Origin of the sequence: Nitratireductor sp. XY-223 (assembly GCF_004959855.1) — a bacterium.
Classification (GTDB): domain Bacteria; phylum Pseudomonadota; class Alphaproteobacteria; order Rhizobiales; family Rhizobiaceae; genus Hoeflea_A.
This window is the reverse complement of the sequence record NZ_SPNT01000007.1, coordinates 144,676-165,992: the sequence shown is the minus strand read 5'-3', so window position 1 is coordinate 165,992 and position 21,317 is coordinate 144,676. Positions and strand designations below refer to the sequence as shown.

Sequence of the window (21,317 nt, the reverse complement as noted above, 5' to 3'; positions counted from 1 at the left end):
ATTTCCCGATGTCCGAAAACCATGAAGCAATCGACCTCGACGGTCTGAGCGCCACCACCTATTCCGCGGTCTTTTCCGATGTCTGCGACGCGGCCGGCCGGCGCGAGCAGACGTTTGAGCCCGGCCTCAGGCTGCTCGCGGGCAACAGCGGCGTGCTGGTCGGCTGGGCGCGTACCGCCGTGAGCCGGCCGGTGTCGGATATCCCGGACCGGCCCTATGGCGGCGAAATCGACTTCATCGATTCGCTGAGGCCCGGCGATGTGGCGATCGTCGACTGTTCGGGCCGCCCGGCCGCCGCCTGGGGAGAGCTGTTTTCAACCGCCTCTGTGGGTCGCGGCGCGCGCGGCGCCATCATCGACGGTTACGTCCGCGATATCGACAAGATCGAGGCGCTCGGGCGGTTTCCCGTATACGGGCGCGGCGCCCGCCCGACCGACAGCCTTGGGCGCGTTTCGATACAGGAGCAGGACACGCCCGTCAGCGTTTACGGGCGCACGGTTCACCCCGGCGACCTGGTGATCTGCGACCGCGACGGCGTGACCTTCGTGCCGGGGGCCATTGCCCTGGAGATTGCCGAAAAGGCGCGCGAAAAGGCCTCGAAGGAAAATTCCGCCCGCGAGTTGCTGCTGAACGGCGGCTATCTGCGCGACGTTTGGGAGCGGTTCCGGGTGCTTTAGGTGGCCCGGTCTCAAAAGAAGACTTCAAGGACAGCGGACCGGCAGCGGACGCGGTAGATTTGAACCGTCATGCTAGTGTGTCGCGGCTGCGGCTGTTTTTACGGGAGGACCGAGATTGGGCGCGACCATCATACCGGACGAAGGGACATTCCTGGGGCGGGTCTGGCTGCCGTCCGAGGAAGGCCCGGCTGTCGTCACCGTACGTGACCGCCGCGTTATCGACATCACCGGTCGCGCGGCGCCGACAGTCCGCGATGTCTGCGAGCTGGACGATCCGGTCTCCCACGTGCGGTCCCGGGAGGGCAGGGACCTCGGATCGCTCGACGACATCGCCGGCAATGTGCCGGGTAATGCCACCGCCATACACTTCCTGGCGCCCTGCGATTTGCAGGCGGTGAAGGCCTGCGGCGTCACATTCGCGAGTTCCATGGTCGAGCGGGTCATCGAGGAGCGGGCGTCCGGCGATCCCGGGCTGGCCGAGGAGATTCGGGCCCGCGTCGGCGCTGCGATCGGCGACAGCCTGCGCAACATCCGCGCCGGCTCCGAGGAAGCCGCGAAGGTGAAGGTCGCGCTGATCGAGGAGGGGCTATGGAGCCAGTATCTCGAGGTCGGCATCGGCCCCGACGCCGAGGTCTTCTCCAAGGCACAGGTTCTGTCATCCGTCGGGCCAGGCGCCGAGGTCGGCCTGCACCCGGTCTCAAGCTGGAACAATCCCGAGCCGGAAGCGGTCTTGGCGGTCTCGTCCAGGGGGCGCATCGTCGGCGCGACGCTCGGAAATGACGTGAACCTTCGCGACGTCGAGGGGCGCTCGGCGCTGCTGCTCTCCAAGGCCAAGGACAACAACGCCTCCTGCGCGCTCGGGCCGATGATCCGGCTCTTTGACGATACGTTCTCGCTGGACGATGTGCGCCGGGCCGAGCTCGACCTGACCGTCACGGGCGAAGACGGGTTCGTTCTGAGCGGCCATTCCTCGATGTCGGAGATCAGCCGTGATCCGGAAGATCTCGTGGCGCAGACGATCGGCCGGCATCACCAGTATCCCGACGGTCTCATGCTTTTCCTCGGCACGCTTTTCGCGCCCACGCAGGACCGCGACGTTCCTGGCGAGGGCTTTACCCACAAGCTCGGCGACGTGGTCGAGATCGCGTCGCCCGGGTTTGGCACGCTGCGCAACATCGTGCGCCTGTCCACCGAATGCGCGCCCTGGACCTTCGGCGCTAGCCATCTGATGCGCAACCTGGCGAAACGGCGGCTGATTTGAAACCGCACGAAAGCCGGCCAAGCCATCAAACAGATGGTGTGCCTGCCGCAACGGCCGGTTCGGATCGCGTCATCCAGTCAACGATGACGCTGTTTCGGCGGGAAAGAAGCCGCGACATCGTGTAGTGGTCGATCCCCGGCACGACGAGCAGTTCATTGCGGATACCGGCTTCGCTGAGCTTTCGGCTGTAAGCTATTGATTGGTTGGTGAAAACCTCCGACTCCCGTTCGCCGACAGCGACAAGCAGTTCCGGCCTCTCGAGCAACGTTCCGGTTTGCGGGCTCAGGGTCGCGACATCCTCGTCCGTAAGCCGCAGTTCCCGGTCGAGATAGGACCGTTTCATCGGGCCAAGATCGTAGAGGCCGCTCAGCAGGGCGGCCTTCATGACGCCACTGCCGCCCGGCCAGTCCTTTTCGAGAATTTTGGCCGCCAGGAACGCGCCCACCGAATGCCCGCACAGGACGATATCGTCGGGATTGCCGTGCCACTTGTGGATATTTTCCCGGATCCATTCGAATGCGGCCAGCACCTGCTCAACGATATCGGCAACCCGGACCTTCGGCGCCAGGTCGTAATTGACCAGGACCGTCGTGTAGCCGGCCTTTGCCATCGGAAATGCCGTGTACCGGTATTGGCTCTTGTCCAGTGCCCGGAAATAGCCGCCGTGGATGAAGACGAAGACCGGTGCGCGATCCGGTTTCGCAGGAAAGATATCCAGCGACTGGCCGGCGCTGTCGCCATAGCTGATGTCGAGGCTGCAATCCATCAACTGCCGGGCGAGTAAGCTCTGAAAAACGTTCAGGAGCAGGTGATACCGGGAGATCGGGTGGCGCTTGCGCAGATTGAACTGATCGTCGAAATCGGACACGGGCTCACCGGCTCGGAAAAGAAAAGGTACGACCGGATGCGGCTGATGCGCCGCGGTGTGGATGGTCGGAGCGAAGCCGGACCATATACCGGCACTGCCTTGCCGTCACCCGGATCCCGTCAATTCTCTTCGCCAGCGCAAAATGCCTCCGAGGGCCGCGCAATCCCGGCCTGGTCGAGCATCTTGCGTGTTTCCTCAACGCTCAAGAGGTCGGGTGCCCCGCTTCCATCGGCTCCGGCATACTCCTTGAACGCCTCCTGTATCACCCGATCGATGTCGTGCGCAGGAAAGACGCCCTCGATGCGGCCGATCACGTGCAGTTTGTCCATGTCCGTTTTAAATATGACGGTCGTCGGATAGCGCTCGACATTGAGCGCCGACGCCAGTTGGTCTCCGCCTTCGTCCTTTTCGCGCCAGGCGGTGCCGAACTTCATGAATCCCGCGTAGCGCGCGATGGCAGGGCAGCGAAACCGCTCGAGCATCGTCAGGCAGAAACCGCACTGGTCTGCCGAAAAGAAGATGAATGTCGGTTTGCCTTCCGCCAGCGCGTCCGCATAGGCCTCGAAGGTCCGGTTGTCATACCACTGGGCGCGCAGGCGCTGGATTTCAGGCTCATCGGTGGGACGCGGTCGCTCCGTCGCGTTTTCCTGCGCCTGCGTCGCCGGTTTATCGACGGACTGTGCCAGTGCGTTGCGTCCGTCCGTCAAGGCCAACACGCTGACAACGAGAACGCCGGTGACAAATGTCATCAGCCCCGATGCTACTGCTGCCCTGGGCAAATGATAGACCATATCATCCCTCCAAAGGTCCTGCCGCGCGCCAGCCGCATCCTCAGGCCCGCATGTTAGCATCAAGAATGCAGGCGCAAAAGCGGCGTGCGGCCGCCGGCGATTCCGGACGGTTGCATGTGCCGGACTGGCCGGCTTCGTCCTTGACAGGCTGTCCTACCGCCCCGACGGGCTTTCCTTCGGCGAAAGTTTCTTGCGGCCGGCGATCTTGAAGCGGTCGGCGGTGCCGAAATCCTTGAGGCCGACGCCGGCGACGAAATCGCCGAAGACCGGGCCGTGCTTGAAGAGATGACCTGAGCAGCCCCCGGCCAGCAGCACGTTTCCGTGCTCGGGATGCCGGTCGACGATGAAATGGGTATCGGGGGTCAGCACGATCTGGTTGAACTTCGAATCCACCACCTTCTCGCCGACAAGGCCGGGCAGGCGTTTCTTGATATAGCTGCGCGTCCGGTTGAGCGTCTGGCGGCGGATCAGCCGCTCGTCCTGGTCGAGATCGATCGTGTCGGGGATGACAACGGCGGCCTTGACGCCGGAGCCCTCGGTAGAGGGCAGGCCGAAGGAGCCCTGACCGTGGTCGATCCAGCAGGGCATGTTCTCCAGGTCGAAAGCAGTGCTGCCGTCGGGCGTCGAGGTGTAGAGCACGTTGACGCCGACGACGCTGGTGATCGGCTTGACGGTGCGCGGGAACATGTCGCCCATCCAGGCGCCCGTCGCGATGACGATGAGATCCGCCTCCAGCGGCCTGCCGTCCAGCACCGGGCGTTCGTTCCGGTCGGTCTCGACGCGCCCGCGCGCGACCTTGCCGCCGGCCTTCCTGAAGAGGTCGATCGTCGTGATGACGGCGCGGTGGGCCATGACCATTCCGGCTTCCGGCTCGTAGAGCCCGTAGGAAATGCCGGCCGGATCGAATTGCGGAAACCTGACGGCGATCTCGTCGGGCGAGAAACGGTGGAACGGCACGCCCAGCTTCTGGAAGGTCTCGGCCGTCGCGTCCTCCCAGTCGCAGTGGCCGGCGGTGGCGAGGATCAGCGCACCGCACTCGTAGTAGAGGCGCTGCCCGGTCTCGGCCTGCATCTCCAGCCAGCGCTCGCGGGATTCGCGCGCCCAGCGCGTATAGAACTCGTCGCGCCCGTGGATCGAGCGGATCACCCTGTTGTAGTCTGTGGACGATGCACGCGAATGGCCGGGTTCCCAGCGGTCGACGAGCGTTGTCTTGATGTTTCGGCGTGCCAGTGCAAGGGCGGTCATGGCGCCGGCTATACCGCCGCCGACGACAATCGCTTCGCTACGCATCGTGATTTCCCTCTTGCTTTGTTCTCGATTTCTGAATACTGTATTCAGAATACGAACGGTCTTCAAGGCCGCATTTTGGAGGGAACGATCTTGTCGGGTGCAGCATTCACCTTGCCGGAAGGCACGCATACCGTGGCCATGGGCCTCGGTGATCTCAACGGTATCATGCGCGGCAAGCGCATCCCGTCGACCCACTGGGACCATATCTGCAAGAGCGGCAACGCACTTTCCATCGCGCTTTTCGCCATCGATATGACCTGCGACGTCTGGGACACGCCCTATGTCAATTTCGACAACGGCTATCCGGACATGCACATGTTTCCGATCACCCAGCCGGTGCCGCTGCCCTGGGAGCCGGGCGTCGCCTTTTGCCTGGCGCGCGCTGAGGGCATGGACCACAAGCCGGTTCCGATCGACCCGCGCAACGCGCTTGTCAGCCAGGTCGAGCGGGCGAAGGGGATGGGTTTCGAGGTCAATGTCGGAACCGAGCTCGAGTTCCATCTCCTCGATCCGGAAACCCGCCAGCCGCGCGACCAGGGCATCCAGGTCTATTCGCTGGCCCGCGCCGCCGAACTCGAGCACGTGCTGGGGCCGATCCGCCAGCAGATCAACGAGGCAGGCATCCCGATCGAGCAGTCCAATCCGGAATATGCGCCGGGGCAGGTCGAGGTGAACATCCGCTACGGGGGCGCGCTGCAGGCCGCCGACCGTGTCGTCATGTTCCGCTCGCTGGTCAAGCAGCTCGCGACCGTCCACGGCTACCTCGCCACCTTCATGGCGAAACCGTTCATCGACCAGTCGGGCAACGGTTTCCACACCCACTATTCGCTCTGGAGGGAAGGGGGCAACGCCTTCTCCGACGGCGGCAAGCTAAGCGCCGTCGGCCGCAATTTCGTGGCCGGCCTGCAAAAGCGTATGGCCGAGACGGCGCTGTGCGGCGCGACGACGCCGAATGCCTATCGCCGTCGCCAGCCCTACACGTTCTGCCCGATCAATACGAGCTGGGGCATCGATAACCGCACCGTCGGCATCCGCATCATCGAAGGCAACGAGAGCGCCGTGCGCGCCGAAAAGCGCGACGCCAGCGCCGACTGCAACCCCTACCTTCTCATTGCCGCGGAGCTGGCCGCCGGGCTGGATGGCATCGAGCAGGGGCTGGAGCCGTCCGAGATGGCGACCGGCAATGCCTATGAAGAGGCCGATGCCGATCCGATCCCGACAGACATCCGCGAAGCGGTGCAACAGGCGCGGGGATCGGAATTCATGAAATCGGTCTTCGGCGACGACATGTTTGAGCTGCTCGTGCAGCAGGCCGAGCGTGAGATCGGCTTCTTCGACGAGCAGGTCACCCAGGTCGAGCTCGATCGTTATATCGAGAATTTCTGAGCCATGAGGATCGCGCGCATAACCGGAACGGTCACGGCCACCGTCAAGGACGCAAGTCTCTCGGGCACGGCTCTTTTACTGTGCAACGTCGAGGACGGTGCCGGCGCGGTGCTGGAAAAGGCGGTTGTCGTTGCCGACACCTGCGGGGCGGGGGCCGGCGACCTGGTGCTGCTTGCCACCGGTTCGGCGGCGCGGCTGCCCGCCAAGGTCGGCGGTCTTCCGGTCGACGCGACGGTGGTCGCCATCGTCGACCACATCGATATCAGGGCGGGCACAACCCGCTCAGCCACGTCCAACAGAAGGAAATCGTAAAATGGCTAAACCCGTAAGTGGCCAGGCGGCCCTTGGAATGATCGAAACGCGCGGCCTTGTCGCCGCCATCGAGGCTGCCGACGCCATGGTCAAGGCGGCCAGTGTCACCATCATCAGCCAGACGAAGTCCGGCGGTGGCCTCGTTTCCACCCTGGTGCGCGGCGAAGTCGGTGCCGTCAAGGCGGCCGCAGATGCCGGCGCCGTCGCGGCAAACAAGATCGGTGAAGTGATCGCCGTCCATGTCATCCCGCGGCCGCATGACGAGCTTGAGACGCTTATCTCCTCGCTCGGCGGTGGATCCGCCGAATAATCCGCCCGCGGTTCCTGACACGACCAGAGGGAAAGACGTTTAATCATGGACAGCGGGTTCCAGGAATTTGCCGAGGCGGTCGCCGCCCGGCCGCGCGGAAGTCATGCCGCGTCACCACCGCGCTTCGAGCGCGTGACGGTGCTCGGCGGCGGCGGCGACGCGCTGATGCTGTCGGCGCTTTGTCTTGCCGCGGGCGCTGAGGTGACGCTGTTTTCGGCTTACGGTGCCGAGCTCGATGCGTTGCGCGCTGGGCACGGCATTGCGCTACGCGGCGCCGGGCCGGTCGGCAACTACCAGGTCGACCAACCCGACGCGCCGTCGATCGCGACCACCGCGGAACTGGACCGCGCCGTTGCCGGTGCAGAAGTGATCTTCCTGACCGGGCCCGTCCACAAGCAGCGCACCTACGCCATGGTGCTCGCCGATCATGTGCGCGACGGCCAGATCCTGGTCCTGGCGCCGGGCCGGTCCTTCGGCGCCGCCGAGGCGGCCTGGCTGCTGCGCATCGGCGGGGCAACCGCCGACTACACGATCGTGGAAGCGCAGGGCCTTCCCTACTGGTTCCGCATCACCGGCAACCAGATCCACCTGTCCGCCGCGGCGAAGGTCGCGGCCGCGACCCTGCCGGCCGGCCGGGAGGCGATCCTTGAAGGGCTGAAACCGTTCCTGCCGAACGTGGAACCGGCCATCAACACGGTACGCAGTAGTTTCGACGACGGCTCCGGGCTGGTCGAGGTGCCGGCGCTCCTGCTTGGCGGCCCGGCGGTCGCCGACGGCCGCCCGTCCATCCCGGATGAAGCCGCGCCGCTTTCCGAAAACGAGACCTTCAGGGCGCTCATCGGCCCTCAGCACAATGCGATCATGGCCGCCATGGCGGATGAACGGCGGGACGTGGCGCGCCGGTTCGGCGTCCGCGATCTTCCCGGTCTTGCCGAATGGCAGGAACGCCACGCCGGCGCGTTGAAAGGCGAGGGCAGCCGCCCGGTGCCGCAGCCCGATGAGGCGCAGCGGATCGTGCGGTGTGCGACGATCGGCTCGCTTGTGCCGCTCGTCTCCGCAGCCGGAATCGCCGGTGTCGCCGTGCCCGCGACCCAGGCCATGGTGACGCTCGCCGGTACCGTGCTCGGCGCCGATATGGGCAATGCCGGTCGGCGCCTGGAGATGATCGGCATCGATTCCGGCGGCATCGAGGACGCCCGCCGCCTACTTGACGACATTGCCGGTGGAGCGCGCTGATGGATGCTGACCTGAAATCCGTTGCCGCCGCACGGCGCTGCGCCGAATCCGCATTCGAGGCCTATCGCAGTTTCCTCGGAACGGAGCCGGCGGCGATCGATGCCATGGTGGATGCCATGGCGCGCGCCATCGAGCCGGAGGCCAAGCGCCTCGGCGAGCTGGCGGTGGAGGAGACGGGCTACGGCAACGTTGCCGACAAGCGCGTGAAGAACCTCTTCAACTCCCTGTCGGTCGCCGACTATCTGCGCGACATCACCGCGCTCGGTGTCCTGTGGCGCGACGACGCGGCCAAGGTCGCGGCCATCGGCGAGCCGATGGGCGTGGTCGCGGCGCTGATCCCGGTCACCAACCCGACCTCGACGATCATCTACAAGGTGCTTTCGGCGGTCAAAGCCGGCAATGCGATTGTCTGCGCGCCGCATCCGCGCGGCGTTCAGTGCGGGCTGGAGACGGTGCGGATCATGGCCGATGCCGCCGAGCAGATGGGCGCGCCCAAGGGGCTGATCCAGTGCCTCGATCAGGTAACGATCCAGGGCACGGCCGAGCTGATGCGCCACCGCCGCACCTCAGTCGTGATGGCGACGGGCGGGCCGGGCATGGTGCGCGCCGCCTACTCGTCCGGCAAGCCGACGCTCGCGGTCGGCGCCGGCAACGTTCCCTGTTTCGTGGACGATTCGAAAGCCGACCAGCTCGGCGAGGTCGCCGAACAGATCGTCACGTCCAAATGTTTCGACTACGGCACGGCCTGCGTGTCCGAGCAGGCGGTGATCGCCAGCCGCAAGATCGCCCGCGAGCTGCGCCACGAGATGAAACTCAAGGGCGCCTATTTCTGCACCCCGGCGGAGGCGGACCGCCTGGCCGGCGTCATCTTCGCCGGCAAGCAGGCGATGGATCCGCAAAATGTCGGTCAGTCGCCGCAAAGCCTCGCCGACAAGGCCGGCTTCTCGATACCGCCAAATACGCGTTGCCTGGTTTCCGAGGAGACAGAGATCGGCTGGCAACGCCCGCTGTCGGCAGAGAAACTCAACCCGGTGCTCGCGTTCTACGAGGCCCGCGACGCCGATCATGCGATCGAGCTGTCGAACGCCATCGCCCGCTTCGAGGGCTGGGGCCACTCGTCGGTGATCCATTCGGACGACCCAGGTGTCGTCGCGCGCTACAGCGCGATCCCGACGGGCCGCGTGCTGGTCAACACACCGGCGATCATGGGCGGCATGGGCTATTCCACCGAACTGGAGCCGAGCTTCATGCTCGGCACCGGCACTTGGTCCGGCTCGATCACTTCGGACAACGTCACGGCACTGCATCTCATCAACATCAAGCGCGTCGCCTACGAGAGCCGTCCCTGGCGCGACATCTACGATGAATACGGAGAATAGGATTGGCTGGACAGGCGAACGAAATCACCATCCGCGCCCTCATGCAGATCGACAATCTGCAGCCGAAATTCGCCGCCTATAACGGCGCGACGGTGCAGGGCTCCGTGCCGCTTTCCGGCGACACGGTCCTGATCGGCGAATTCGCGCCCGGCAACGGCGTCTTCACGCTGATCGACCGGGCGCTGAAAGCGAGCGCGGTCGAAGCGACGACGCAGCTGGTCGAACGCGAATTCGGCTTCTTCATCCTGCGCTCGCCTTCCAACGCGGAGGTCAGCGCCGCGCGCGACGCGATCCTCTCCGAGCTCGGCGCCTCGATGAGCGACCGGGTGAAGCCGTCGGTCGCCTCGACCCAGGTCATCACCTCGGTCGAGCCCTACCAGGCGCAGCTTCTCAACAAGTGGCGCAAGGGCGCGCTGCTGGTGCCGGGCCAGACGCTCGGCATCATCGAGTGTGCCCCAGCGGCCTATATCTCGATTGCCGCGAACGAGGCGGAGAAATCGGCCGATGTCGATATCGTCGAGGTGCGGGCGGTCGGGCGTTTCGGGCGGCTGTTCATTTCCGGCAGCGAGGACTCCGTCAAGACCGCCATCGAGGCGGCGACGACCGCCATCAACAGCGTTGACGGGCAGGAAGGCTGATGAGCGCGGGCCGGCGAGTCATCGGATCCGAGCACGTCGCCGAGACGCGCGCCAAGGGGCGCGTCGTCATGGAGATCATGCCGACCGATATCGTCACGGCCCAGGCTGAAGAAACCGCGGCAAGGCTCGGCATCAAGCTGGTGCCCGGCCCGATTGAACGGCCGCAGGTGCACCGGACCGACGGCGCGACGTCCTTGCGGCGCGTGCTTTACCGCCGCTCGCCGCGCTGGATCGCGCCGCAGCGGCCGAAAAACGGCGCAGCGTCGACGATCCGGAGGCTGGCACTGATCGGGGCCGGCGGTGTCGGCGCCAATATCGGCCATCTGGCGGCCAACGCCGCAGCGGCCGACGAGATCGTCCTAATTGATGTCGTGCCGGGGCTCGCCGCTTCCGTGGCGCTCGATCTCAACCATGCGAGCGGCGTGTCGCGCAGCCGCACCCGCGCCTCCGGTGGCGAGGATCTTTCCGCCGTGGCCGGCGCCGATGTGGTGGTGGTCACCGCCGGTCGCCCGCGCACGCCGGGCATGACCCGGGCCGATCTCATCGACGTCAACCGCCGTGTCATTCACGCGACCGCCGAGGCCATCCGTTCGAAAGCGCCGGATGCGGTCGTCATCGTCGTCACCAATCCGCTCGATGAAATGACCGTCGAGATGCTGCGCGCCACCGGCTTTCCGCGCGAACAGGTGCTCGGCATGGCCGGAACGCTCGACAGCAGCCGCTTCCGCAATGCCTTGGCTCTCGCCGCCGGCGTCTCGAGCGCCGATGTCGAGGCGATCACCCTCGGCTCCCACGGCGACGAGATGGCACCCATCGTCTCGCGGGCACGCATCAAGGACCGCCCGCTCGATGTTTTCCTGGACGACAAGCAGATCGATGCCTGCGTCAAGGACGCCGTCACCGGGGGAGGGCAGGTGGTTGCCCTGCGCAAGACCGGCTCCGCGACGATCGCGCCGGCTCACGCCTCGCTCGAACTCATCGATCATATACGCGGCGCCCGCACGGGACCGGTTCCCGCATCCGTCATGCTGGACGGCGAATTCGGGATCTCCGGCGTCGTGCTGGGCGTGCCGTGTCATCTCGGGCGCGGCGGCCTGATTTCGGTCGAGGAACTGCCCCTGTCTCAGTCCGAACTGGACGCGCTGCAGGCGGCGGCCGAGGCCATCCGCGAGCGGCTCGGGGAATAGCGGCGATGATCATCGAGACGGTCAAGACGGGTGGGCGCTTCGAGGAGATCGGCGCCTATGCGCGGGTCAAGCGCGTCGGGCCCTTTGTCTATGTGGCCGGAACGACAGCGGTTGAGCCGAGCGGCCGGCTGCACGCGCCGGGCGACACCTACGCCCAGGCTATCTTCATCTTCAAACGCATCGAGGAAGCGCTCGCCGAAGCGGGCGCCGGCCTGCACCATGTGGTGCGCACGCGCGCGTTTCTGACCGACATGGCGGCGGGCGGCGGGGCGTTCGTGCGCGCCCATGGCGAGGTGTTCCGCGGCATCGATCCGGTGACCAGCGGCGTCGAGGCGGGGCTGACGATGCCCGGCATGATGATCGAGATCGAGGCGGATGCGCTGATCACGGACGGCCTCAAGCCGGTTTTCGGGGAATAGGCGTTTTAGAAGCGGTCAAAAAGGTTGATCGCTTTCGAATTCTGTGTACTGTATACAGGATACAATAATAATAACTGGGCCAACCTTCTGGAGGAAGAACATGTCAGGGATACTAAGAAGTGCCGCGGCAGCGGGCGCGCTGCTGTTTGCCGTTCAGGCCGCGCAGGCCGAAGTCAAAGTCGGTTTCATCGGATCGCTCTCGTCGGATACGGGTCTCAGCACGCTGCGCGGGGCCGAGCTCGCCATTGAGGAGCTGAACGCCGCGGGCGGCGTCCTCGGCGGCCAGCAGATCAAGCTGATCAAGGCCGATACGGGCGAGGACGTCACGGAAGGCATCAAGGCCTATGAGTACCTGGCCGAGACCGAAGAGGTCGATTTCATCGTCTCCGGATCGATCGACGACGTATCGCTCGGCTGGCTGCCGCGCATGGTCGAGTACCAGATTCCGACGCTCGACACCTGGACGTCCTATATCGGCATCATCGACAAGCTGGTCGAGGACTATGACAGCTACAAGCCCTACTTCATGAACATTGCGTCCGACGAGGCGCTGGCGACGCTCTATATCGACTTCGGCAAGGACGTTCTTGCCGACAAGATGGGCTGGAAATCCGTCGTCATCCTGCAGGAGGACACGGCCTTCGGAAACGCCATCAACGGCCTTGTCTCCGAGGCGCTGGCGCCGAATGCCGGCATCGACGTCGTCGACACCATCGTCTATGACATCGCCACGGTCGATTTCGCGCCGCTGTTCAGCCGGGCCGTCGATTCCGGCGCCGACTTCATTTACCTCATCTCGTCGGTGAATTCGCAGGTCGTCTCGTCGCAATATGTGAAGCTGCAGGTGCCGATGGGCATGACCGGCGTCAATGTCGCGGCCCTCGGGCAGGAATACTGGGAGGACACCGGCGGTGCCGGCGGCGGCATCTCGACGCTGAGCCCGGTCCCGTCTGTCGGTTTCGCGCTCGATCCGAAATCGCAGGAATTCGTCGACAAATATGTCGCCAAATACGGCGACAGCCGGCCGAAATTCCCGCATTTCAACGGCTTCAACGCCTATCACGGTCTGAAGCAGGCCTTCGCGGCGGCCGAGGAGGCGGGCGGCTTCAACAATTCGACCTGGGTCGATGCGATGGAAAAGCAGGACCTCGTTCTTGAAAAGGACGGCCAGATGTGGCTGCGCTACGGCTTCTGGGGCCGTGACGAGGTCGAGCCGCGCACCGGTCGGACCTATCCGCACAACGCCCGTTTCGACATCACCGACCCCTATGACGACGGATCGCCCTCGATGGTCGTGATCCAGTGGTACGAGGACGGTACGGCTGCCGTCGTCTATCCGGAAAAATACGCAACCGGCGAGTTTCAGGTCCCGTCCTGGGTCAAGAAATAAGCTGATTTGGGCGGCGTCCGACGGGCGCCGCCGGACCTTCCGGAACCGCGATATCTGACCATGAGCCAGATTATTATCCAGGGGCTGCTCCTAAGCGGGCTCTACGCGCTGATTGCTGTCGGTTTCACCCTGATCTTCAGCATCGGGCGCGTTCTCAACCTCGCCTACGGCGCCTATCTGATGATCGGCGGCTATGTGTACTACCACTTCACCCAGGTGCTCGGCCTGCCGCAGATCGCCGGCATACTCATGGCGGCCATCTTCGGCTGCGTCATCGGCATTCTGAAATACCGGCTGATCGTCAAGACGCTCAAGGGCGACCATGTCGCGGTGGAGATCTCGACGCTCATCCTGGCGGTGGTCATCCAGGCCGGCATCGTTCTCGTCTTCAACGACAGTTCGAAGATCCTGCACCCGATCGTGCCCGGTGTCTGGCGTATCGGCGGCGCGACGGTGACCTTCAACATCCTGACGGCGGCGCTTGCCAGCTGGGCGATCCTCATCGGGCTCTATCTCTTCGTGCGCAATACCCATATCGGCCGCGCCATGCAGGCCGTGTCGATGGACGTCAAGGGCGCCGCCATATCCGGCGTGGACCCGGACCGGATCAATCTCATCACCTGGGGCATATCGGGTGCGCTCGGCGCCGTCGCCGGCGTCTTCTTCGCCAGCTACACGCAGCTCAGCCCGTCCATGTGGGTGGCGCCGCTCATCATTGCCGTCGCGGTGGTCATCGTCGGCGGCATCGGCTCCATCATCGGCTCGCTGATCGTCGCCCACATCATCGGATTCATGGAGATCATATCGACGACGCTGATTGCCGCGGAACTGCGCGGCGTCTTCACCATGCTGCTCATTATCGGTGTTCTCGTCATGCGCCCGCGCGGCCTGTTCGGCCGGGAGGAGTTGTGACATGGGCATCCGCTGGCAGCATATCGCGCTGTGGATCGCGTTTATCGTCGTCATGCTGGCGCTGCCGGAGTTCGTCTCCAAGGGAACGCTTCGCACCATCATCTTCGCCAATTTCCTGGCCATCTTCGCGATCAGCTGGGACGTGCTTTCCGGAAGGACGGGCTATATCAGCTTCGGCCATCCGTTCCTGATCGGCATCGGCGCCTATACCTCGGCGATCCTGTCCTACCGCTTCGGCTTTCCGGTGGCGGCTTCGATTCCGCTCGCGGTCGTCGCCACCATGATCGGCGGGACGCTATTCTTCCTGCCGGCGCTGCGCATTCGCGGCAGCTATTTCGCCCTCGTCACGCTCGCCTTCATGGAACTCATGTACCAGCTCGTCCAGGTGATACGCCCGGATCTCACCGGCGGGACGCGCGGCATGTCCGGGATCGAAACGATCACGCGCGGCGCGGTCAACAACTACTACCTCTCCTTCAGCCTCATGGTCATCATCGCGCTAGCCATGTGGCTGGTCATGAAGACCCGGCTCGGAACGGCGCTCAGCGCCATCGGCATGAACGAGGAATCGGTGCGCGGCAGCGGGCTCGACACGACCAAGCTGAAGCTCGCAGCGTTCATGATCGCCGCTTTCATTGCCGGTCTTGGCGGCGCGTTTTACGTCCACTATCTGGGCTCGATCGCGCCGCGGGCGCTGTTCGACATCAATTTCCTCTTCACCATCATCGTCGCCGCGCTGATCGGCGGCGCCTCGACCATCATCGGTCCGATGATCGGTGCGTTCTTCCTGACTTTCCTGCTCGAATACCTGCGTCCGGTCCTGCCCGGCGCCGAGCGCTATTTCATCTATGGCGGCATCGCCCTCATCCTCTACATGTACCAGCCCAAGGGCATCTACGAGGTCGCCAAACAGGGCTGGGGCAGGCTGCGGGCGGTGCGGGCGGGGGCCGGGCCATGAGCTATCCGCTGGAACTGAAGGACGTCGTCAAACGCTTCGGCGGGCTCACCGCCACCAACCACATGTCGTTCAATGTCGAAAATGGCGAGTCGCTCGGCCTGATCGGTCCGAACGGGGCCGGCAAGACCACCATATTCAGCCTGATCATGGGCGAGCACCGCCAGACCGCCGGCGAGATCCTGTGCAATGGCGAGGACATTTCGGCTCTGCCGACCTATGCGCGCATCGGCCGTGGCGTGTGCCGGACCTATCAGATACCGCGCCCCTTCGCCGAGATGGATGTGCTGGAGAACATCCGGCTCGGCCTGATGCCCAACAGTATCTGGCAGATGCTGACCCGCAATCCGGACCGCTACAAGGAGATCGAGCTGGCGCTGAGTGTCGGCTTCAGCGAGAATGACCTCAACCGGCATCCGGCGGAACTGTCGATGGGCGATCTGCGCAAGCTGGAACTGGCGCGCACCCTGGCGACCGATCCGTCGATCATGCTGCTCGACGAGGTCTTCGCCGGGCTGACGGCCGGCGAAATCGCCCAGATCGCCGATCTCATCAACAAGAAACGCGAGGCCGGCATGACGCTGATCATCGTCAGCCATGATCTGCGCTCGCTGGAGCCGCTGATCGACCGGGCCATCGCCATGAACCATGGCTCCATCGTCGCCGAGGGGTCTTTCGCCAAGGTGATGGCCGATCCGGATGTCCGCGCATCCTATCTGGGAGGCGAATGATGGCGTTCCTGGAGATCGAGGGCCTGTCCGCCTATTACGGCAAGGCCCGCGCACTGCACAATGTCGATATCGCCGTGGAAAAGGGCGAGATCGTCGCCGTCGTCGGCGCCAATGGCGCCGGCAAGTCGACCCTGCTCGATTCGATCATGGGTCTGACGGCGATCAAGGGCGACATCCGCCTCGGCGGCGAGTCGTTGGCGGGGCTTTCGAGCCGCGCCATTGTCGAACAGGGTGTCGGCTATGCACCGGAACGCTTCAACCTGTTCCCCTATATGTCGGTATTCGACAATCTGATGGTCGGCGCCTTCACGGCAAGGGACGAGGCGGACAGGAACCTGCAGCACGTCTTCGACCTTTTCCCGCGGCTTGCCGAGCGGCGCAGCCAGGAGACCTACACGCAAAGCGGCGGCGAGCGGCAGATGGTCTCGCTCGGCCGGGCGCTGATGACCGGTCCGCGCCTCCTGCTTGTCGACGAGCCGACCATCGGCCTTGCGCCCAAGGTCTGTCATGACATCGCCGAATCCTTGCGGCGGCTCAACGGCGAAACCGGCCTGACGATCGTCATTACCGAGCAGAACGCCAACTTTGCGATGAGCCTCGCCAGCCATCTGCACATTCTCGAAACCGGCGAATTGAAGATGAGCGGGACCGCCGACGAACTCGGGTCGGACGAGGAATTGAACAAGGCCTATTTCGGCCACTGACGCCTCATTGCCGCCCGCGTCGATCAGCCGTCGCGCATTTCCGGAACCATGTTGGAAAGGCTGGCGCGGTTGCCGATGCCGAGCTTGGCATAGATGGCCTGCGTCTGGTTGCGGATAGTCGCCGGCGCGACGCCGAGGATGCGCGCTGCCTCCTTGTGGCTCTTGCCGGCGGCAAGCGTGCGCGCCACCTCGCGCTCACGGTGAGTGAGAAGGTCGAACGGCGTCAGCCGGCGCAGCGTCAGTTTTTTCAGGCCCATGCCCTCGAGGCCCGGCGCGTTCTCGCACTGAACGACAAGGCCACGGTCGGTCAGGATGTGTTCGCCCGGAACGCCGATCAGGCTTTGAAGGCGGTCCGGCAGATGATCGCCGTCCCATTCGGGCCAGATCTCACCGAGCTGCTCGCGCAGGTTTGAAAGGCCAAGGATGCCGATACCATTCTCATTGACGAATATGGAGACAGCTCCCAGATCCTGCGGCCTTCCGGGCTCCGACGTCGAGAGTTTCATGGCCGCGGAAAGTTGATCCACGGCGCATTGCAGGAACTCCTGTTCGGCATCGGACCATTCCCGCGAATGGGGCCCGACCCGGTAACTCGAAAGGTAGAACGAGGCAATGCGCCCCGGGCGCGTGTGCATGGCGGTTGCGAGTTTCTTCAGGCCGTATTTGTCGGCCAGATAGACCATGCCGTCGGTCTGCAGCCGGTCGGTGCGGTTGTAGATGGCAACGCCATCCGGGGCCTTCAGGAACTTCGCGGCCAGAAGATCCTGATCCGACATGGTCAGCCATGTGTCGTAATAGTCGTCCGGCAGGTTCAAGGACGCATTGGCATGGATGTTGACGCCCTCGGGCCGGATGTCGGCCCAGCCGTACCAGGCGGCGTCGAATCCGAGCGTTTCGGACAGTTCCCCGACGGCCCAGCGGGCAAGCCCCTCGGCATCGTCGTTGCGCACGCGTTCGTGCATTTCGGACACGAAATTCGAAAACGCATTGAGGCTGTTCTTCATGCACTCCTCCCCAGGTGTGCCGGCATTTGTCTAGCGCCACAGCTTTTCATCGCCAGTATACTGCGAACCGGGCAATTTCCCATCTTTGGTGAAGGCATCGAGCAGGTTGCGCATGATCTGCGCGACATTGTTGTCGCCGCCGTTGCAGGGCAGGGCCTGCGACCAGGCGATGGAGCCTGCCGCGAAGACCGCGCCGTCATTCGGCGTTGTGAAGTAGATCATGTCGCCGCGCACCTGCGCGTCCTGGGTGCCGCCGCGTCCGGGGAACGCGTAGGTGATCTCTTCCGACACCAGCGGGTAATTGTCCGAATGGCCCCAGCTCGAGGCCAGCAGCATGGCGTGCGGCGGGGTTCCGAGACCGAGTTCATAGCGGTCGAGCTCGACACCCGCGCATCCGCCCGCCGCGAGGCCGAAATCGCCGATCGGCTCCTCGTCGCCGATGCCCTGCATGATCCACGAGACCCGCTTGTGAAAGGAGTCCGGCATGCGCTCATAGGGCTGGCTTTCGTCCATGCCCTCGGTGGTGAAGCCCAGCCCGACGATCTTCTGCGGCGCCCGCCCGCGCGAACGCCACAGGCCCGAGCGCTCGCCGGTGCAGGCCAGGTGCCCTTCGCCTGGTTCGGCCTGCCAGGCGCGGGACCCCGTGTCCAGCTTGCGCACCTCGATGCAGTGCGGCTCGCCCGCGCGCAGGCCCGTCACCCAGTAATAGCCGTTGCCGCCGAGATACATCACCCGGCCGCCGCCGCGCAGGTAGTCCTCGGTGCCGTCCATCATTTCTTCCGAGTAGTATTCGGGATGCGTTCCGTTGAGCACGACCTTGTAGGGCGCGAGCGCACCGGCGCCCTCGGCATGCAGGTCGTGATCGGTCAGAATGTCGTAGTCGTAGCCGGCATGCTCAAGCCACCACAGCAGCGACAGGTCCGCCGGCAGCGCCCACGGGAAGTTCATGGCCGGCATCCGGTAGCGCGGCCGAAGCGAGATGATCGGCCGGCGCCAGGAGCTGTAGCAGCATCCAGCCCCGTCGCTGTGGTGGTCGTAGGTCGAAAGACCGAATTCCTCGAGCTTCTTGTATTCGAGGTCTTCGGCAACGATCACCGGCGTGTGCGCGACGATCGCCTGGGCGATCGGCGCCTCGTAGGCCAGATGCTCGTTGGCGTAGGCGAGATAGGTGAAGGTCGGCATGAGGACGGCGATCTTCGCGCCCGGGGTCTGCGGGCGGACGAAGAACGGCACGTGATCTTCCATGCCGCCGGCGCGCAGGCGCAGCGCGTAGACACCGCTGCGCAGGTTGGCGGGCAGACGCAGGCTGTGCGAGACCTCCCAGCCGCTGTCCGTCAGCGCATCGTCATGGAAATGAACGCCGCCATAGGTTTCCGGCGCCAGCCGAAAGCTGTCGGCACCCGCCCAGTTGAAACCGGTCATCAGCCGAACGGGCCGGTTGACGCCGGCAAGGTCGAGCCCGTGCGGGCCGGTGTCGACGATCCGGTCGTCGACACCCGTCTCGGTGATCCCGACCGTCGGGTCCCAATAGGCGACGAGACCGTCGGCTGTAGGTGCCGCGCCACCGGAAAGGGCGGTAATCTCCTCGCGCGAAAGCACCCGGTCATAGACACCCGAGCGGTCGATCTTGCCGTTGTACAAGAACGAGGCGTACGTCCCGCGCTGGCGGTTCCAGGCCGTCGCGGCGGCCAGGTGAAACACCGCATCGTCCGCCGTCGCCGCCGGTCTGACGCGCAGCGTTTCCTTGATCCAGCTGTCGTCCTCGAAGGGAACGACGGTGGAAATGCGCGAATTCCAAGGATTGACGCAGTTGATGACGTGCAGTTCCGCTTCGCCGCTTTGCCCGTCGAAACGCGCGGCGACAAAGTACCAGGCGCGGGGAACCAGAGGAATCTCGGTGGTGATCTGGTCGACGCTCTCGCCGTCGCCGATCCACAGCGAGACATGGCCGTCGGGATCGATGCCGAGCCCGTAGCCGCGGTTTCCCTCGATCGCCCAGCGGCCCATGATCATCTGCCGCTCGGCCTTGGGAAGGGTGGGGCAGATGTGGGCGAAGACAGTGAAACTCTGCAGCCCGTCCAGCCTGCGATCAGGATCATCGCACCGTGCGAAGGAGCCGACCTGTGTGTATTGCCGCTTGACGTTCAGCCAGCTCGGCAGGTCGGTCTCGATCTCCTCCTCGATGAAGCCGGGACCCTCCGGGTTCTCGTCGCCATGGACCAGGCGGACGAGCTTGGTCTCGACCTCGTGCCGGCCCTCGACCGAAATCATGAAATCGACAGCATCGCCCGCCTTCGGATTGAGCGGGTCGGCGTAGCCGAATATGCGGGTGTTGGTCATGGCGTCAGCTTTCCAGAAGGTCGTTCACGCGCAACAGGAAAACGGCGTGATAAGCCTCGTTGATATCTTCATAAATCCTGTCGTCGACCAGCCGCGGCGGGGCGCCGCGCTCGCCGGAAAACGCGATGATCTTGTAGCGGTGGAACCCGTCCGGCTGGCGCATGATGGCGTATTTGTCGGCCATCTCGCCGCGGCGGAAATAGTTCAGCACACGGTTGAGCGCATCGGAGTGTTTTCCGAGGGGGCTTTTGCGATGTTCCTCGATCAATTCGTCGGTGATCAGCGTTTTCAGATGATCCCGCAGGCGCTTCTGGAAGCGGCGGTAGTAGATCTCCTGCTTGTCGGTGAATTCGATGGCTTCTTCCGGCATGACCTCACCTCCCTTTTCGGTGCGACGCGCGCGCGCCTCTGATCTCTTGCGGTTGCGGTAGTTGCGGAACTGCTCGCGGATGCCGACAAGGCCGTTATTGGCAAACAGCGTCACGACGAGCATGATCGCGGCGATGAGGAGAATGCGCGGCGGCCCGAGCTCCAGCATGCCCTTATCGATGAGGACGACGACAGCGGTGCCGATGACGGCGCCCTCGGACCGGCCGAGCCCGCCGATCACGATCATCGCGAACAGCAAGAGCAACTGGTCGAGCGAAAAGATCGACGGCGAGATCGACATGTAGAACATTGCGTAGAACGCGCCGATGACGCCGAGCCCTCCGGATGTGATCAGGAAGACATACATGCGCGCACGCCGGTAATCGATGCCGACGGCTTCCGCGTAAGCTTCCTCCTCGCGCGCGGTCTGCAGCAGCATGCCCAGCCGCTCCGAATTGACGATGCGGAAGATCAGCAGCGACAGGAGCAGCAGCAGGAAGGCACCGCCGAAACCGAGCAGCAGGCCGGGGCGCTGCAGGAACCAGTCCTTGGGGATGAAGCTTCCGACATTGTTGATGGAGCCGTTCGTCGGCCCCAGTGCCTTGAGCTGTACCACGAAGACCCGGCAGATCTCGGCAAAGCCCATAGTGAGCAGCGCGTAATAGAGCCCGTCGAGCCGTGTCGACGGCAGCGCCAGGAAACCGCCGACGAACAGTCCGGCGAGGCCGCCGGCCGCGAACATGAGCGGCCAGGGCAGGCCAAGCCACACATTGAGCACCGCGGCGGCATAGCCGCCGATGCCGACGATGGCGAGCGTTGCGAGTGAGAAGATCCCGGCCGTGCCGATCACCAGGGTCCAAAGCACGTTGATGGCGGCGAACATGCAGAAGATGGCGGCAATCGTGATCATCGAATTGGACAGAAACGGCGTCGCGACGAGCAGCGCGCCAAGGCCGATCGTCCACCAGAGCGGGCGCTTGTCGGCCAGCCGGCGCTCCTGTCTCAGCGACTTGGGGTTGGCGCGGCTGCGCCACTTGAGAAGGTGCCTTCGGGTTCCCGGCAGGCGCCGGCGCCGCAGCGGCGCACTGCCCGGCGGATAGAACAGCAATTCGCGCGGGCGCTGGCCGATCAGGTAGAATTTCTTGTCCCGCGCCATGC

The 21,317-nt window shown here is 64.5% G+C and carries 21 protein-coding genes; 15 read left to right on the top strand and 6 right to left on the bottom strand.

Features of this window, described 5'->3' with window-relative positions; all coding sequences use genetic code 11:
• The first annotated feature begins 8 nt into the window (after positions 1–8).
• Both E4M07_RS21585 and E4M07_RS21580 read left to right on the top strand, forming a co-directional pair.
• A complete protein-coding gene (locus tag E4M07_RS21585) occupies positions 9–677 on the top strand; it encodes an RraA family protein (protein ID WP_136660474.1) in 669 nt (222 codons plus the stop codon).
• A 115-nt stretch (positions 678–792) separates the two neighbouring features.
• A complete protein-coding gene (locus tag E4M07_RS21580; RefSeq protein WP_169054336.1) occupies positions 793–1,938 on the top strand; it encodes a fumarylacetoacetate hydrolase family protein in 1,146 nt (381 codons plus the stop codon).
• 25 nt (positions 1,939–1,963) lie between these two features.
• On the opposite strand, the gene E4M07_RS21575 is transcribed toward E4M07_RS21580, so the two are convergent.
• From E4M07_RS21575 to E4M07_RS21565, 3 genes are all read right to left on the bottom strand, one after another.
• Positions 1,964–2,806, bottom strand: a complete 843-nt coding sequence (locus tag E4M07_RS21575; RefSeq protein WP_136660473.1) for an alpha/beta hydrolase — start codon at positions 2,804–2,806, stop codon at positions 1,964–1,966.
• 119 nt (positions 2,807–2,925) lie between these two features.
• Positions 2,926–3,597: a thioredoxin family protein gene (locus E4M07_RS21570; protein WP_136660472.1), complete on the bottom strand. Its 672-nt coding sequence runs from the start codon at positions 3,595–3,597 to the stop codon at positions 2,926–2,928.
• Between the two features lie 153 nt (positions 3,598–3,750).
• A complete protein-coding gene (locus tag E4M07_RS21565; protein ID WP_169054335.1) occupies positions 3,751–4,887 on the bottom strand; it encodes an FAD-dependent oxidoreductase in 1,137 nt (378 codons plus the stop codon).
• Between the two features lie 90 nt (positions 4,888–4,977).
• Between E4M07_RS21565 and E4M07_RS21560 the strand changes: the two genes are divergently transcribed.
• From E4M07_RS21560 to E4M07_RS21500, 13 genes are all read left to right on the top strand, one after another.
• Positions 4,978–6,273 carry a glutamine synthetase family protein gene (locus E4M07_RS21560; protein WP_246660544.1) on the top strand — a complete coding sequence of 432 codons (1,296 nt, stop codon included), beginning with the start codon at positions 4,978–4,980 and terminating at the stop codon, positions 6,271–6,273.
• Positions 6,274–6,276: 3 nt separating this feature from the next.
• Entirely contained in the window at positions 6,277–6,585 is a 309-nt protein-coding gene (locus tag E4M07_RS21555) for a EutN/CcmL family microcompartment protein (RefSeq protein WP_136660470.1), read from the top strand.
• A gap of 1 nt (position 6,586) precedes the next feature.
• Positions 6,587–6,895: a BMC domain-containing protein gene (locus tag E4M07_RS21550; RefSeq protein ID WP_136660469.1), complete on the top strand. Its 309-nt coding sequence runs from the start codon at positions 6,587–6,589 to the stop codon at positions 6,893–6,895.
• Between the two features lie 45 nt (positions 6,896–6,940).
• Positions 6,941–8,131, top strand: coding sequence for a hypothetical protein (locus tag E4M07_RS21545; RefSeq protein WP_136660468.1), 1,191 nt, complete (start codon positions 6,941–6,943; stop codon positions 8,129–8,131).
• Positions 8,131–9,510: an aldehyde dehydrogenase family protein gene (locus tag E4M07_RS21540; RefSeq protein ID WP_136660467.1), complete on the top strand. Its 1,380-nt coding sequence runs from the start codon at positions 8,131–8,133 to the stop codon at positions 9,508–9,510. Before E4M07_RS21545 ends, E4M07_RS21540 begins: the two co-directional genes overlap by 1 nt.
• 2 nt (positions 9,511–9,512) lie before the next feature.
• Positions 9,513–10,148, top strand: coding sequence for a BMC domain-containing protein (locus E4M07_RS21535; RefSeq protein WP_206057339.1), 636 nt, complete (start codon positions 9,513–9,515; stop codon positions 10,146–10,148).
• Entirely contained in the window at positions 10,148–11,335 is a 1,188-nt protein-coding gene (locus E4M07_RS21530; RefSeq protein ID WP_136660466.1) for a malate dehydrogenase, read from the top strand. The genes E4M07_RS21535 and E4M07_RS21530 overlap by 1 nt, the downstream gene beginning before the upstream one ends.
• Positions 11,336–11,340: 5 nt before the next feature.
• Positions 11,341–11,754 (top strand): Rid family hydrolase, encoded by a 414-nt coding sequence (locus E4M07_RS21525; protein WP_136660465.1) that lies wholly within the window; start codon positions 11,341–11,343, stop codon positions 11,752–11,754.
• A 100-nt stretch (positions 11,755–11,854) separates the two neighbouring features.
• Complete coding sequence (locus tag E4M07_RS21520) at positions 11,855–13,144, top strand: ABC transporter substrate-binding protein (RefSeq protein ID WP_136660464.1); 1,290 nt, start codon at positions 11,855–11,857, stop codon at positions 13,142–13,144.
• Positions 13,145–13,204: 60 nt separating this feature from the next.
• On the top strand, positions 13,205–14,056 hold the full coding sequence (locus tag E4M07_RS21515; protein WP_136660463.1) for a branched-chain amino acid ABC transporter permease: 852 nt from the start codon (positions 13,205–13,207) through the stop codon (positions 14,054–14,056).
• A 1-nt stretch (position 14,057) separates the two neighbouring features.
• Positions 14,058–15,014, top strand: coding sequence for a branched-chain amino acid ABC transporter permease (locus E4M07_RS21510; protein WP_136660462.1), 957 nt, complete (start codon positions 14,058–14,060; stop codon positions 15,012–15,014).
• On the top strand, positions 15,011–15,742 hold the full coding sequence (locus E4M07_RS21505) for an ATP-binding cassette domain-containing protein (protein WP_136660578.1): 732 nt from the start codon (positions 15,011–15,013) through the stop codon (positions 15,740–15,742). Before E4M07_RS21510 ends, E4M07_RS21505 begins: the two co-directional genes overlap by 4 nt.
• On the top strand, positions 15,739–16,446 hold the full coding sequence (locus E4M07_RS21500; RefSeq protein WP_206057338.1) for an ABC transporter ATP-binding protein: 708 nt from the start codon (positions 15,739–15,741) through the stop codon (positions 16,444–16,446). Before E4M07_RS21505 ends, E4M07_RS21500 begins: the two co-directional genes overlap by 4 nt.
• Before the next feature lie 23 nt (positions 16,447–16,469).
• Here the strand turns inward: E4M07_RS21500 and E4M07_RS21495 are convergent, their stop codons facing one another.
• From E4M07_RS21495 to E4M07_RS21485, 3 genes are read right to left on the bottom strand one after another with little or no spacing between them, the layout of a single operon-like run.
• Positions 16,470–17,450: a helix-turn-helix transcriptional regulator gene (locus tag E4M07_RS21495; RefSeq protein WP_136660461.1), complete on the bottom strand. Its 981-nt coding sequence runs from the start codon at positions 17,448–17,450 to the stop codon at positions 16,470–16,472.
• Positions 17,451–17,480: 30 nt separating this feature from the next.
• Positions 17,481–19,790: a N,N-dimethylformamidase beta subunit family domain-containing protein gene (locus E4M07_RS21490; RefSeq protein WP_136660460.1), complete on the bottom strand. Its 2,310-nt coding sequence runs from the start codon at positions 19,788–19,790 to the stop codon at positions 17,481–17,483.
• Between the two features lie 4 nt (positions 19,791–19,794).
• Positions 19,795–21,315 carry a branched-chain amino acid ABC transporter permease gene (locus tag E4M07_RS21485; protein ID WP_136660459.1) on the bottom strand — a complete coding sequence of 507 codons (1,521 nt, stop codon included), beginning with the start codon at positions 21,313–21,315 and terminating at the stop codon, positions 19,795–19,797.
• Positions 21,316–21,317: the final 2 nt, after the last annotated feature.

Bases quoted from the DNA above. Each gene is read 5' to 3' on its own strand.
- E4M07_RS21510 (WP_136660462.1), top strand. From the start codon at position 14,058: ATGGGCATCCGCTGGCAGCATATCGCGCTGTGGATCGCGTTTATCGTC.
- E4M07_RS21555 (WP_136660470.1), top strand. From the start codon at position 6,277: ATGAGGATCGCGCGCATAACCGGAACGGTCACGGCCACCGTCAAGGAC.
- E4M07_RS21495 (WP_136660461.1), bottom strand. From the start codon at position 17,450: ATGAAGAACAGCCTCAATGCGTTTTCGAATTTCGTGTCCGAAATGCAC.
- E4M07_RS21520 (WP_136660464.1), top strand. From the start codon at position 11,855: ATGTCAGGGATACTAAGAAGTGCCGCGGCAGCGGGCGCGCTGCTGTTT.
- E4M07_RS21550 (WP_136660469.1), top strand. From the start codon at position 6,587: ATGGCTAAACCCGTAAGTGGCCAGGCGGCCCTTGGAATGATCGAAACG.
- E4M07_RS21540 (WP_136660467.1), top strand. From the start codon at position 8,131: ATGGATGCTGACCTGAAATCCGTTGCCGCCGCACGGCGCTGCGCCGAA.
- E4M07_RS21565 (WP_169054335.1), bottom strand. From the start codon at position 4,887: ATGCGTAGCGAAGCGATTGTCGTCGGCGGCGGTATAGCCGGCGCCATG.
- E4M07_RS21530 (WP_136660466.1), top strand. From the start codon at position 10,148: ATGAGCGCGGGCCGGCGAGTCATCGGATCCGAGCACGTCGCCGAGACG.
- E4M07_RS21570 (WP_136660472.1), bottom strand. From the start codon at position 3,597: ATGGTCTATCATTTGCCCAGGGCAGCAGTAGCATCGGGGCTGATGACA.
- E4M07_RS21505 (WP_136660578.1), top strand. From the start codon at position 15,011: ATGAGCTATCCGCTGGAACTGAAGGACGTCGTCAAACGCTTCGGCGGG.
- E4M07_RS21485 (WP_136660459.1), bottom strand. From the start codon at position 21,315: ATGGCGCGGGACAAGAAATTCTACCTGATCGGCCAGCGCCCGCGCGAA.
- E4M07_RS21515 (WP_136660463.1), top strand. From the start codon at position 13,205: ATGAGCCAGATTATTATCCAGGGGCTGCTCCTAAGCGGGCTCTACGCG.
- E4M07_RS21545 (WP_136660468.1), top strand. From the start codon at position 6,941: ATGGACAGCGGGTTCCAGGAATTTGCCGAGGCGGTCGCCGCCCGGCCG.
- E4M07_RS21525 (WP_136660465.1), top strand. From the start codon at position 11,341: ATGATCATCGAGACGGTCAAGACGGGTGGGCGCTTCGAGGAGATCGGC.
- E4M07_RS21500 (WP_206057338.1), top strand. From the start codon at position 15,739: ATGATGGCGTTCCTGGAGATCGAGGGCCTGTCCGCCTATTACGGCAAG.
- E4M07_RS21585 (WP_136660474.1), top strand. From the start codon at position 9: ATGTCCGAAAACCATGAAGCAATCGACCTCGACGGTCTGAGCGCCACC.
- E4M07_RS21490 (WP_136660460.1), bottom strand. From the start codon at position 19,790: ATGACCAACACCCGCATATTCGGCTACGCCGACCCGCTCAATCCGAAG.